The organism is Bacillus sp. JJ783, from assembly GCF_036963225.1.
In the GTDB taxonomy this organism is placed as follows: domain Bacteria; phylum Bacillota; class Bacilli; order Bacillales; family Bacillaceae_G; genus Bacillus_A; species Bacillus_A cereus_U.
Map to the genome: position 1 here is coordinate 1 of NZ_JBALMG010000228.1, position 13,961 is coordinate 13,961.

A 13,961-nucleotide genomic window follows, 5' to 3' on the forward strand; every position below is an offset into this window, starting at 1 on the left:
TTGACAGGGATAAGACCAAAATAATATTTGAACCAGACTCTTTTATTTTCGTTTATTTAGAATACACAATCTTTTTAATCGTTTCTCCGGAAAGAAAATATTCTTCTGCTAATTGATGAATTGCAATTCCACTTTTAAAAGCGTCTTTAATTGCTTTATTTCTTTCATCCAGTTGTTTTCTTCCGCCAGATCGTGTACCCCATTTATAATGTTTTGTTTCTTGTTTTGGAATGTAAATTGTTTCACCTTGTATATACTTTTGAATTTCAGCAATTAAACTTTCCGGTAAAACAGTCGCAGCTTTTACGTATTTCATTTCTGCTCGCCCCTTATTTTTTATGGTTCATTTCAATAAGGTGCAAAGCCAAATATAAAAAATGATACGAGCTCATTTTGGCGATTGATTGTATATTACTTGTCTACCTCACGCAAAGTATCGCCATTTCCATATTTGGCTTTGCATGAGACGCTGCAGTGTCTGGCAATTGAATTGTAATCGCCATATAAGCACCTCCTAATATACCTTTTGCATTTTATTATATGATAAATTCCCTCTCCTTGCATCTTCACAATTTTTGAAGCAACAAGTTACACAGTTTGATATAATACTTTTTAATCGAATCAAAAAGTATAGTGAGGTTGCGTTATGAAGAAGAGAATAATCATTACAATAGTTACAATATTCATTATTACTACAGCTTTATTCGGAACATACAAATTAATGAACGCAAGAAGCTTTCAATTATTTGGAGACTTAACAAATCGCATTAAAACGAATGAAAAAGTGATTGCTTTAACTTTTGATGATGGTCCTACTAACAATGTAAAACAAATATTACCACTACTAGATAAATACAATGCGAAAGCTACTTTCTTTGTTATCGGAAACGAATTAGAAAACAATTTACCATTAGGAAAAGCAATTGTTCAATCAGGGCACCAACTTGGAAACCATACATATTCTCATAATAGAATGGTTTTCAAAACTCCTTCTTTTATTAAAGAAGAAATAGAAAAAACGAACTCGATAATCCGTCAAACAGGATATACAGATGAAATTGATTTCAGGCCACCCAACGGTAAGAAACTAATAGGACTACCATACTATTTAAACAAAAATAATATTGAAACTATCACATGGAATCTTGAACCTGATACTTTTTATAAATCTGCAACTGACAAAATTGACTACGTCAACAAGAATATAAAACCTGGTTCTATCATTTTATTGCACTCTATGTACGATAAATCTAATGAAAATCTGCAGACCATTGAAGGTATTTTAGACTCTTTATCTAAAAAGGGGTATCAATTCGTAACAGTAAATGAACTGCAAAAAAGAGAAAAATAAAAAGGTAGCGTATCATACCAAGATACGCTACCTTTCTTTTTATATAATTCCAAGTACATTTAGGAATACGATAATAATCGCAATTGGTGCAATATAGCGAAGTAAGAATAACCATAATACGAATAGTTTATAGCCTTTATTTTTACTTACACCAAGCTCTTTCATTAATACATCTTTCTTCATTTTCAACGGAACAAAGATGGAAACTAATAAAACACCAAGTGGCATTAGTATGTTACTAACCGCATAGTCTGCTAAATCAAAAATTGTTTTCCCAAATGGTTTCACATCACTTAACAAACCGAATGATAATGCTGATGGTACCCCAACAACAAAGATTAACAACCCAACAATTAAAGCCATTTTTTCACGTTTCCCTTTGCTTTTACCTTTTGTTGTTAAAGATGCAACGCTAATTTCTAACATCGAAATTGCTGATGTAATAGTAGCAAAGAAGAATAGTAATAAGAAAACGATGAAGAATAATTTTCCAAACGCCATTTTACTGAAAATAGCTGGCAATACGATAAATAATAGTCCTGGTCCTTGAGATGGTTCCATTCCAAATGCGAACACAACTGGGAAAATTGCAAGTCCTGCAAGTAATGTAATAACAAGTGTTAAAGCTACGATAGAAAATGCTGAACGCGGTAAACTTTCTTCTTTCGGTAAGTATGAGCTATACGTTACCATAACGGCTACACCGACAGATAGCGAGAAGAACGATTGCCCCATTGCATATAAAATGATTTCTGATGTTACGTTTGAGAAATCAGGTTGTAAGAAGAATCGAACTCCTTCTCCAGCACCGTCTAACGTAAGTGCACGAACAATTAATATAAAGAATAAAACGAATAGCGCTGGCATGAAATATTTATTTACTTTTTCAACACCATTTTGTACACCTTTACTTACGATAAAAATAGTAATAAGGATGAATAATAGCTGCGATCCAACTGCTAAATACGGATTGGAAATGATTTCACCAAACGTAGCTTCGTATGCTCCATTCCCTTCCCATAGTCTACCTGTAATTGCATTCCATAAGTATAATAAAATCCAGCCCCCTACAACACTGTAGAAAGAAAGTAATATGAAACATGTTACAATCCCTAATTTACCTAACCACGGCCATAACGTTTTAGGAGCAATCTCTCTATACGCATCAACAGCCTCTTTTTGTGTACTTCTTCCAATAACGAATTCAGCTAATAATAGCGGTAAACCAATTAATAATGTGAAACCGATGAAAATAAGGAAGAACGCTCCGCCTCCTCCGATTCCGGCCATATACGGGAATTTCCAAATCGCCCCAAGACCAATTGCTGAACCTGCTGCAGCTAATACGAAACCTAATTTCGATGTCCATTGCTGTGAATTCATCTTTTTATCTCCTCTCTTTTTCTATTTTTATTTTACAATTCAGTATTTATATTGTTCTATCAATACTCTTTTCTAATACACTCACTTCCTCCCTAATAAAAAACGCCCCTACGTAAATACGTAGGGACGATATATATCGCGGTACCACCCTAGTTATGAAGATACAACAAAAGTAAGCCCTAAATAAAAACGCCCCTACGCAAATACGTAGGGACGATAAAATATCGCGGTACCACCCTAGTTATGAAGACACAACAAAGTTAAGACCTAAATAAAAAACGTCCCTACGTAAATACGTAGGGACGATATATATCGCGGTACCACCCTAGTTGTGAAAAAAATCTTCACCACTTTATTTGATAACGGTATGCACTACCGTCTTTCATTTCCTCACAATGTGAGATTTATGAAAGATGCTCCAGGACGAACTTCATGAATAATCTATATACTGATTCACACCAACCATCAGCTCTCTGAAATAGGGAGATTTTCACTACTATACCCTTTCATTGCTCAAATATTATTTTCCGAATTGATTACTATCATTTTTATCATACATTAAAAATAGTGTCAACTTATATTTTGAAATTTTATGCATTACATTCTATTTTAAAATTCAAAATATGACTTTTAAATGAATAGTATTAGAACATTTATGGTTTATACTGTATTAACTTCTCTAACAGGTTTATAGTAGTATACGATAAATGCAAGGCAGCACGAGTAGGAGGAAAGAATTTTGTCTACTTCAAAAGTTTTAAAGGGTACTGCTTTATTAAGCGGTGCAACAATGATTTCACGAATTTTAGGTTTTATATACTTTTTCCCCTTTCAATTATTAGTTGGAACGCAAGGGGTCGCTTTATACGGATATGCATACTCTTGGTACGGTATTTTATTAAGCTTTTCAACAGCTGGTATTCCAATTGCCGTCTCAAAATTTGTTGCAAAACATAATGCGCTTGGTGATTATAGTACAAGTAAAAAATTGTATAACTCGAGCGTAAAATTGATGTTGTTTATGGGCTTTTTAGGATTTTTAACTTTATTTATTGGAGCACCGTACATATCACAATTTATTATTCGCTCGAAAACACCAGATCCACAATTTATCGCCGACGTAACACTTACAATGCGAGCATTAAGTTTCGCGCTTATTATCGTACCAGCTATGAGTGTTACACGTGGTTATTTCCAAGGCTTTCAACATATGAAACCAAGTGCTGTTTCTCAAGTTGTGGAACAAATTGCGCGCGTTGTTTTCATTTTAGTTGGTAGCTTCATCGTCTCCAAAATATTAGGAGGTTCAGTAGCTTCTTCTGTTGCAGTTGCTACGTTTGGCGCTGTTATCGGGGCACTTGCCAGCGTCTCTATTTTAATGCTGTACTGGAAAAAGTATAACGGATTAAAGCCTCCTGAAGGTGAATTCAAGTCAAGGGCATCCGATATTCCATTAAAAAATATTTATATGGAATTACTTCGATATGCAATCCCAATTGTATTTGTTGGTATTGCAATTCCACTCTATACGTTAGTAGATCAATATACCGTAGCTGATGTCCTTAGAGCGATGGGAGAGCCTTTAGAAACCGCGAATGCCGTTTTCGCTTATATAACGAACTATGCACAAAAGTTAATTATGATTCCGGCTTCACTTGCAACTGGATTCTCATTAACGATAATTCCAGCTATTACGAAATCTTATACAAGCGGGAAGCTAGATGAATTGCAAGGACAAATTTCAAAGATATTTCAAGTATTGCTATTCTTCACTATCCCAGCCGCATTCGGTTTAGCAAGTATCGCTTACGATGCATTCCGCATGGTTTATGTAAATCCTGAAATTGCACTTGGTGGATCACAATATTTAATTTCATTTGCACCGTCTGCTATATTAAGTGCGATTTTCACAGTTTCAGCAGCCATATTACAAGGAATTGATTATCAAAGAAAAACAATGATTGCATTTTCAGTCGGTATTCTCGTTAAAATTGTGCTGAACACACCACTTTTACACTTATTCGGTGGACATGGCGCTGTACTTGGAACAATTCTTGGATATCTCATTTCAAATATTATTATGTTGTACTGCATCGTTAAGTTTGCGAAATTTAAAATTGGCGAAACAGCAAAAACAGTATTTCTTATTACGATTTACTCCGCGGCAATGTCTGCTGTTGTAATCGCATTAAGAGCATTTATAAGCTGGATTATTCCTGGCCAATCTTATATAGAATCACTGATTATTGTGTTTATATGCGCATCAGCAGGAGGACTTGTTTATCTTTTATTCGTATTAACAAGTGGACTTGCTTCGCATATTCTCGGTGATCGTATTCAACGTTTGCCTGTATTAGGAAAGTTAGTAAAATAAAAAACAAGAGATGTAACGCGTTGTTACATCTCTTGTTTTATCACTTCGCATATTGAATATGCTTTTGTTGTTCAACGATATTTAACTCCGGAGCATATTGTTCTACTAAATGTAATACCTCTTCAATTAGCACTTCTAACTCCTGTACACTATACTCCGGTTTCCTTATCAACGTATTCGCCATACGCTCATATAAATTTTCAGGTTTAATACTCATTCGTTCCACATTATATGGCATCCATTTAAATGCAGGATGGTGCACGTACATTCTATTCAAACCGAATAAAACACCGAATAAATCCCTTTGCACTTCACAAATGACATCATATAGCATAAGCCAATCTTTACGTTTTAAAAGCGCCTCTCGATTATGCCAACGCTTGCTAAACCAAAGATTTTCTGAAATCATCCTTTTCGCCAGTTCTTCTGGATATGTTTCGACTCTATCTTTTAGAGCATGTACTTTCACTTCTCCATACAAACTCACACCATCATCAACCGATGATACAATACATTGTTTCTCATAATTTATATCATACTGCTCTACAACTTCTGAAATAACCTTTTCTACTGTCACTGTTAAAAAATTACTAATTTCTAGTTTAATTCCTTCTTTCGTCAAATACGTTTCCGACCATTCTTCTTCCTCATAAGAATAATATGACAAAATCGTTCCACCAATACTATGTATAGGATTTTGCCGCTCTTCATCTTCAGGTGGAGCTGACCATAAAATATGTAATTCGATATCAGAATGTTCATCTTCTAATTTTCTCGCTACAGAACCTGCTAAAATAATAGCTTCGACTTTCGGGTTTTCCCTATAAATCTCCGATATTTCTATCGCTTTCTCTTTTAATCCCATTTCATTTCCCCCTATAACTATACCCTTCTCCTTTATTTACATTTATTTATTTCAATATTGCATCTTGTATTCCCTTGACCACTTTCACTTTTTTGAAATTCACTTAATCAAATTTCTACCCAATAACGCTGAACAATTTCGCCAGAATTAGAAGAAACTACTTCATTTTCTAACACACCGCCAACCTTTTGGATTGTTTTAGCCGAACCAATATTTGCTTTATCACAAGTTATTAACACTTTCTTCAATCCTAATTTTTGCGCCTCAGCCAATGAAAGTTGCAGTTGCTTCGTAGCGTAACCTTGGCGACGCTTATTCGGATGGACACTATAACCAATATGACCACTTTCCAGCAATAATTCTGGATTTAATCGATGTCGAATATTCACAAAACCTATTAATTCTCCTTTCTCCAAACTTAAAAACTGACTAGACGGCACTCGATTAAATGGTAAGTTTTCGCCGGCTTCTTGTATACTCACTTTTTCAAACCATTCATCAAGAGAATCAAAATTTTGTATAGAACAACTACCGTGCGGTTGTTCTCCTGAATTTAAAAATGCCTGCCGATACTCCATAATTTGTTCGCTATATTCATATGTTGGTTTCAATAGTTTCATTGTTATTCTCTCCACTCACCCATTCTCTATTTTTCTAAAAGAAACACCTTAATAGCGGATTTTCATCCTACTACTAAGGTGCTTCTATCACTTTTATTCAAATAGCCCCATACTTAAATAACGTTCCCCTGTATCAGGTGCAATACATAAAACTTTTTTACCAGCACCTAGACGCTTCGCTATCATAATTGCGGCGTAAACAGAAGCTCCTGAAGATGGCCCTACTAGTAATCCTTCTTGTCCTGCTAAGTTCCTCATTGTAGTTAATGCCTCTTCATCTGCAATTTGAATAATTTCGTTATACACTTCTGTATTTAAGTTTTTTGGAATAAAACCAGGACTTGTTCCGACTAGTTTATGAGGGCCTGGAACACCACCAGATAACACTGGTGATCCTTTCGGTTCTACTACTGCAATATATAAGTTTGGTAGTTTCTCTTTTAATGTTTCACCGGTCCCTGTAATTGTTCCACCTGTTCCTGCGGTTGCTACAAATGCATCAAGCTCTCCATCCATTTGTTCATAAATTTCAAGTGCAGTCGTATAACGATGAACATCCGGATTTGCTGGGTTTTCAAATTGCTGCGGAATAAAACTATTTGGAATTTCTTTTTGTAACTCTACCGCCTTCGCAATTGCTCCTGGCATTCTTTGTTCTGCCGGTGTTAAAACTACTTCTGCGCCGTATGCCTTCAATAAATTAATACGCTCTTTGGACATATTGTCTGGCATAATTAAAATTGCTTTATATCCTTTGGCTGCTGCATTCATCGCTAAACCAATTCCTGTATTTCCACTTGTCGGTTCAATAATTGTATCACCCGGCTTAATGAGACCGTGTTCCTCCGCAATATGAATTAAATTAAAAGCAGCACGATCTTTCACACTGCGTGACGGATTAAACATTTCCAGTTTTACATACACATCCGCCGCGTCTTCTGGAATAAATTTAGATAATCGAACGACAGGTGTATCTCCTATTAATTCTGTAACGTTTTCACATACTTTCATAGCGCATCTCCTATTCTATCGTTTTCTTATCATTTGGCAGTAACCATGAAGTTAGTCCAATTAATGGTAAACAACTACATAATAGCATAATAAACTGAAGACTATACATATCAGCCAATTTCCCAAGAACTACAGCACCTAATGCTCCAAGGCCAAACGCAAGGCCGACAATTAATCCAGATACCATTCCAACTTTACCTGGAACAAGTTCTTGTGCATATACAACGATTACACTAAAACTACTAGAACTAATAAATCCGATGCATAAAAACAACGGTACAACCCACATAAGAGAAACGTGCGGTAACAATAGTGCAAGCGGTGCTGAACCGAGCATCGAAAAGACAATGATCTTTTTCTTACCGAATCGATCCGCTAGCGGACCACCAAAGAAAGTACCTAATACACCAGCAATCATAAAAGCAAAGACGAAATACTGTGCATTTTTTATCGATAAACCGTAATGCTCTATTAAATAAAATTGATAGAAATTCCCGATACCAGCACCGTACCAAGAACGTACGAATGTTAAAAAAACAAGAAGTATAATAACAAATTTAATGTGCGTACTTACAATCGCATTTTCAGCCTCAAGTGCAGCCCTCTTTTTCCTTCTTACAGCACCAGTCGCTAATTCATTTTTATACCAATTTGAAACAAAAAGTAACAATACAATCCCTACCGCTGCGAAAGCAGTAAAACCTAGAGAACCAATTTGACCTAGTGGAACGAAAATGAGCGCTGTAAAAATAGGTGCTAGCGAATTCCCTGTATTTCCTCCCACTTGATAAATCGCTTGTGCTAAACCACGTTTGGCACCTGCTGCCATATAAGCAACCCGGGCACCTTCTGGATGAAAGACTGCGGAACCTAATCCAATAAATAAAACAGAAATAATAACAATAATAAAATTCGGGGCAAACGCGAGCCCAATCATCCCAAGCATGCTCGAAAACATACCGAGTGGTAATAAAAATGGTGACGGCTTCTTATCTGAATACATACCAAAAACCGGCTGCATAATCGATGACGTCATATTTAACGCGAACGCTATCCACCCTACTTGCATGTAGGATAAATTCATCGTTTTTTCCAAAATAGGAAACAACGCTGGCACAACTGCTTGCATCGAATCATTTAAAAAATGTCCGAAACTAATCGCAAATAATATTCGATATATCGTCGGTGTTTCCACTGCACTTTTTTGTGAAACTGCCTGCATATACGAATCTCTCCTTCCTGTACAAAATATATATTTATTACAGTAAGTGTAATAAATTCTGAGTTTTGAAACATTTCTATTCTATACTGGTTTCGTTTCTATTTCCAGAAATTCAACTTGTAAAAAAATATATTTTTTCTATATGCTTTGTCGGATTTATTTATATGAACTCTCTGTATTTTCTTTTATACTAAGGCAGGACGAAAGGAAGGCTTGCAACTATGAAAAAATAGACGACCCTAAAGCATATTAGGATCGCCTTTTTTATTAAATAGAAAAACGCTTATACTTCTCATAATCACTCGTCTTACATTCTAGTGCCATTTTCGTACCTTCGTTTTCATAACTCGTAGATAAAACGTGTGCATGATTGTTGAAATACGAAACTACCTGTCCTTGATCATATGGAATTAACATTTCACACTTCGTATACTCTTTATAAATGTGTGAACGAACCACTTCTACAAGCTCTTCAATTCCAACATGTTTCTTCGCAGATAGATAAACGCGATCTTCTTGCACTTTTGGAATTTCAACATCTATCAAATCTGATTTGTTATATGCATAAATCGTCGGGATATTTTTCACGCCAATTTTCTTTAACGTTTCATTTGTAATATCAATTAATTGCTCATAATTGGGATTTGAGTAATCTACGACGTGAATGAGTAAATCTGCTTCCGCCACTTCCTCTAGCGTTGAACGGAATGCTTTCACAAGATGATGCGGTAATTTACTTACAAATCCAACTGTATCCGTTAATAAAAATGATTTATTATCTGGCAAATCAATATTTCGTACAGATGTTTCTAACGTCGCAAATAACATATCTTTTTCAAATACTTGTTTCTCTACAGTTCCATTAAAAATTTCAAGCATCGTATTCATTATCGTTGATTTACCTGCATTCGTATATCCTACTAATGACACTACTGGAATTTCATTTTTCTTACGTTGTTTACGCTGCGTTTGGCGCTGCGCAACAAGTGCTTCTAATTCTTTATTTAGAGCTGCAATTTGTTCTTCAATTTTACGACGATCTAATTCCAACTTCTTCTCACCGACACCTTTATTTTTCGTGCCAACTCCCCCGCTTTGTCTTCCTAAAGATTCACGAAGACCAATTAAACGAGGCATCATGTACTGAAGATGGGCCACCTCTACTTGCAACTGTGCTTCTTTCGTTTTCGCACGTTGCGCAAAGATATCTAAAATTAAAATGGTACGATCAATTACTTTACAATCTAAATCTTCTTCTAAATTCCGAATTTGTGAAGGAGATAATTCATCATCAAAGATGACCATATTTGCATCTGCTTCTTTCACATACGCTGCTACTTCTTCAATCTTCCCTTTTCCAATATAATGCGACGGATTTACTCGTTGTAAATTTTGTGTCACTTGACCGATTACTTCCACATCACAAGCTTCCGTAAGATTTGCTAACTCTTCCATCGAATATGCAAAATCAGCTTCCTTACCTAAATTTACTCCAACTAATATTGCTCTTTGTAATAATTCTTCCATATATTTATTCCTCCATTTCGATTACGCAAAATAAAAAACACAGGTCACTGCCCGTGTTTTCGTAAACGGATAAGGGTTCACCAAAGAAATAGAAGAAAGCAGTGCTTTCGTCCTATCCATGGTCAAAAAGTCCTAAGATAGTATACGTATCCAACAAGTGTTCACCTATACTAGCCCATTCTATTTATAAAGGCAAAACAAAAAGAGGGCGTATTCGTCCCTCCCTCTTTTTCACATATAAGCTTAATAAAGGGTTCCTTTAAAATAGGCAGACCAATCCCGTTCACTCTGCACACAGACAGAGTCTTTGAGCGCTATTCAATTATCGGCACAAAGTATTGAGACGTAATCTGATTAAGATCAAAGGAAGCCCCTCCGTTCATTTTAAGTTACATAAAGTGTAGCATAAGTAATTCGCTTTCACAAGATTAAACCACCTATAGAAACAGAAAGAAAATCTTTATATTTTTACTTTAATCGTCATTTTTTGCGATTTCTTCTCACAATGAAAATAACAACAATTATTAATAACACACCTATAGAAATGATAGTCACTTGCCACCAACTTAAACCGCTCACCATTTCATCTTTTAAATCCACTTTCTTCGTCGGAACAGATTCCTTCGCAATTTGAGCTAAAGCCTTTTTCTTAGCCTCTGCCTCATCTAACCTCTTTGTCCCACTGCAGATAGATGTCTCTAATTTCCCCTCTCCTCTATATGAAGAAAAGACTAAGTACTCTCCTCCCTCTGCAAAAGGAAATCCACAGCTGCTCACACTTGTATATATAATAATTTGCGAAGAACTTGTCCCTTTCCAAATTTTCTTCACTTCAAATAATGTTTTAATTCCGCCTCCATCTTTCTCTTGAACTTCTAACACCTTACCTTCAAACACTACATCAGTTTTTTGAAATGCATCTTCTGGTGATACGTTACTACAGTCACAAGCATAAGATTTCTCTGACAAAATAAAAAAAGTAAAGCTACAAATTAAAACAAGAAACAACAAATAAACGATTCTTTTCAAGAATCTCAGACCCCTTCACATTATCAATTTTAGAAGCTTTCCGTATATTATTTTTACGTCATTCGCCAAATTCCTCCATAGTGAATTAAACATTATCGTTTCAATACAATAAAAGTCTTTATCGACATTTTTATAACCTGATATTATTATCAGGTTATAAAAATAAGTTAGGAGATGTTCCTATGAATTCTAAATCTCGTATTACTGCAATTGGTACTTATGTTCCAGATCAAATATTGTCTAATAACGATTTAGAAAAGATAGGAAATTAATTAACGGAGATATACTTTTACTGTACGGTTTTGGCGGTGGACTTACGCATTTAGGGCTTATCGTGGAGTGGGATTTAAACTGAAATTTTCTTTTATACAACTAACATTACGGTAAATGAAATTATATAAACGATTTTCTGAATTTATCTATCACAACTCAAAGTATATCAACGATTCCAGTTAGACTATTAGTTAATTGCAAAAAAAAGCTGCATTCAAAGATTGGTTACCTCCCTTTGAATGCAGCTTCTTTTATCTTAATTTTATTTACCTGCCCGAGACCATATCACAACTGGAATAAGCAGTAAGGCTATAGCTCCTCCCGCTAATGATAATGCTGCATAACTTGAATTCGCTACTATCATTCCTGACATTGCTCCCCCAGAAGCTCCTGCCAGTGCAATAAACACATCTATTTTCCCTTGTGTTTTTGCACGTGTGGAAGGCTCCGTTGAATCAACAATTTGAGCAGTACCACTTATTAATCCGAGATTCCATCCTAATCCAAGTAAAGAAAGAGCAACGATTAATAGTATTAAAGAATCACTCGGTGCTATCGCAGCTATGACACCAGCTGCAAGTAAAATCACCCCACCAGCAATACTCATCGCTGTTCTACCAACTTTATCAATAAGAATTCCTGTAACAAGTGATGGAAGGTACATTGCCCCTACGTGGAATCCAATGACTAGCCCTACTTCACTTAGTCCATGACCATGGTGTCCCATGTGAACTGGAGTCATAGTCATAATCGCAACCATCACTATTTGAGTAAGTATCATAACGATTGCTCCGACGGTAATGCCCCTTTTATTTTCTAACGTTTCATTAGTTACCGATTGTCCTTTATATGTATGTTCCTGTTTATATGTTTCTATTATGTTAGCAATAATTAACGGATCTGGACGAAGCATAACGAAGAGTACCAGGCCCGCAAGTATAAATGCCGCTGCCGATAATATGAACGGACCAGCTAGTTCAGGAATTCCAATTGAATGGGCAAAATCCCCCATTACACCTACTAAATTTGGCCCCGCTACTGCACCGAAAGTCGTCATAACCATCGTAATACTAACAGCAGTTGCTCGTTGCTTCTTATTCGCTAAATCTGTACCAGCATAACGAGCTTGTAGATTCGTAGCTGTACCCGCACCATAAATAAGCAAAGAAACAAGTAAGAGAATAATACTATTTGTTAAAGCTGCCATTACAACACCAATAGCCCCAAGTCCCCCTACCATAAAACCTGTCGCAAGTCCTACCCGGCGTCCATATCGTTGTGAAAGCTTTCCTACTATAAAAGCTGCTACCGCAGATCCCAATGTAAACATAGCAGCCGGTAATCCTGCATATGCATCTGTTCCAAGCATTTGCTGTGCAAGAAGTGCACCTACTGTAATTCCAGCAGCTAATCCCGCCCCGCCAAACATTTGTGAAATACTTACGATTATTAACGTTCGTTTATATAATTTTTGTTGCTCTTCTTCTGTATACATACGCTTACTTATTAAAGCATCTGCTGTATCTATCATTTCCTCACCCTCCCTATGAAACTAATATCTCTTGTTAATGTACTATAAAACAACAAAATCCCAAAATTTAAAGCGCTTAAATTTATCCATATTTCGTTACTCCTACACCTTAAATAATGCTAAGTCCCTTTCGTGAAGAAACTTAGCAAAAAAATTATTGTTTCCAAATAATGATTAAAGTGCGATTTATTATAAATACCATTCCAAGAATAATAGCTAAGGTTATTTGATCAACAACATATAGAGCAACTGAGGTAACTCCAAACAATATGATTTCCAACATAAACCTATATGGTTCTGGCAGTTTTAATGATGCTTTAGGTGCAATGAAAATCCCCCATATTGTCGCAAAAAGTAGTGGTGAGCCAATGCCAAAAATAAATTTCACATATACACTTTCCCAAAATTGAAAGCCCCAATAACATAGTGATGTAAGAGCACATAATTCTAGAAAAAATCGAATCGCTAAATTTATAGGTTTTATAAACATTTAAAGAACACCCCTTTGAAAAATATGTTTAAAATCCTATGAAAATAATATTATGCATCCGTTATTTGAACTTGATACGTGCCCATTCATGACATGTAAAAAACAATTATACAACTTATTAATATTATTCAGTTTATCTTTCTAAACTTCGAAAACTTGATCTTGACGGATAATGAATGAAAGCAAATACTTAATGACAGTGATACATATGCCTATAATCACAAAATAAAGAACTCCACGGTTTACGTTTCGCCCATTACCGAGGAGTTCCCAAAATAACTCTAT

The 13,961-nt window shown here is 35.6% G+C and carries 12 protein-coding genes, 1 pseudogene and 1 other annotated feature; of the genes and pseudogenes, 3 read left to right on the forward strand and 10 right to left on the reverse strand.

The genetic code is table 11. The features are described 5' to 3' along the window. Window positions 1-52 precede the first annotated feature (52 nt). Window positions 53-316, reverse strand: coding sequence for a CD3324 family protein (locus V7038_RS28735; RefSeq protein ID WP_002202437.1), 264 nt, complete (start codon window positions 314-316; stop codon window positions 53-55). A gap of 330 nt (window positions 317-646) precedes the next feature. Between V7038_RS28735 and V7038_RS28740 the strand changes: the two genes are divergently transcribed. Beyond that, window positions 647-1,351 carry a polysaccharide deacetylase family protein gene (locus V7038_RS28740; protein WP_335696036.1) on the forward strand — a complete coding sequence of 235 codons (705 nt, stop codon included), beginning with the start codon at window positions 647-649 and terminating at the stop codon, window positions 1,349-1,351. 39 nt (window positions 1,352-1,390) lie between these two features. Here the strand turns inward: V7038_RS28740 and V7038_RS28745 are convergent, their stop codons facing one another. Further along, window positions 1,391-2,734: a sodium-dependent transporter gene (locus V7038_RS28745; protein ID WP_002158375.1), complete on the reverse strand. Its 1,344-nt coding sequence runs from the start codon at window positions 2,732-2,734 to the stop codon at window positions 1,391-1,393. Between the two features lie 295 nt (window positions 2,735-3,029). Next, window positions 3,030-3,253: a binding site (T-box leader), on the reverse strand. Between the two features lie 220 nt (window positions 3,254-3,473). Between V7038_RS28745 and V7038_RS28750 the strand changes: the two genes are divergently transcribed. After that, complete coding sequence (locus V7038_RS28750) at window positions 3,474-5,108, forward strand: putative polysaccharide biosynthesis protein (RefSeq protein WP_335696037.1); 1,635 nt, start codon at window positions 3,474-3,476, stop codon at window positions 5,106-5,108. A gap of 40 nt (window positions 5,109-5,148) precedes the next feature. Here V7038_RS28750 and V7038_RS28755 read toward each other — a convergent pair whose 3' ends face one another. The 6 genes from V7038_RS28755 to V7038_RS28780 all read right to left on the reverse strand — a co-directional run bounded on the left by V7038_RS28755 (window position 5,149) and on the right by V7038_RS28780 (window position 11,382). Next, window positions 5,149-5,973 carry a DUF4037 domain-containing protein gene (locus V7038_RS28755; RefSeq protein WP_335696038.1) on the reverse strand — a complete coding sequence of 275 codons (825 nt, stop codon included), beginning with the start codon at window positions 5,971-5,973 and terminating at the stop codon, window positions 5,149-5,151. Between the two features lie 107 nt (window positions 5,974-6,080). After that, complete coding sequence (locus tag V7038_RS28760) at window positions 6,081-6,593, reverse strand: GNAT family N-acetyltransferase (protein ID WP_002202441.1); 513 nt, start codon at window positions 6,591-6,593, stop codon at window positions 6,081-6,083. 93 nt (window positions 6,594-6,686) lie between these two features. Next, window positions 6,687-7,604 (reverse strand): cysteine synthase A, encoded by a 918-nt coding sequence (cysK, locus tag V7038_RS28765; RefSeq protein WP_002200935.1) that lies wholly within the window; start codon window positions 7,602-7,604, stop codon window positions 6,687-6,689. Between the two features lie 10 nt (window positions 7,605-7,614). After that, window positions 7,615-8,826, reverse strand: coding sequence for an MFS transporter (locus V7038_RS28770; RefSeq protein WP_002200936.1), 1,212 nt, complete (start codon window positions 8,824-8,826; stop codon window positions 7,615-7,617). Between the two features lie 267 nt (window positions 8,827-9,093). Next, entirely contained in the window at window positions 9,094-10,353 is a 1,260-nt protein-coding gene (gene hflX, locus V7038_RS28775) for a GTPase HflX (protein ID WP_070170004.1), read from the reverse strand. 480 nt (window positions 10,354-10,833) lie between these two features. Then, window positions 10,834-11,382 (reverse strand): cobalamin biosynthesis protein CbiN, encoded by a 549-nt coding sequence (locus tag V7038_RS28780; protein WP_070139102.1) that lies wholly within the window; start codon window positions 11,380-11,382, stop codon window positions 10,834-10,836. Between the two features lie 182 nt (window positions 11,383-11,564). On the opposite strand from V7038_RS28780, the pseudogene V7038_RS28785 reads away from it, so the two are divergent. Continuing rightward, a pseudogene (locus V7038_RS28785) lies at window positions 11,565-11,645 on the forward strand (3-oxoacyl-ACP synthase); the annotation flags it as partial. A gap of 272 nt (window positions 11,646-11,917) precedes the next feature. On the opposite strand, the gene V7038_RS28795 reads toward V7038_RS28785, so the two are convergent. Then, on the reverse strand, window positions 11,918-13,186 hold the full coding sequence (locus V7038_RS28795; RefSeq protein WP_070170003.1) for an MFS transporter: 1,269 nt from the start codon (window positions 13,184-13,186) through the stop codon (window positions 11,918-11,920). A 154-nt stretch (window positions 13,187-13,340) separates the two neighbouring features. Further along, on the reverse strand, window positions 13,341-13,676 hold the full coding sequence (locus tag V7038_RS28800) for a YrdB family protein (RefSeq protein ID WP_002202446.1): 336 nt from the start codon (window positions 13,674-13,676) through the stop codon (window positions 13,341-13,343). Window positions 13,677-13,961 lie beyond the last annotated feature (285 nt).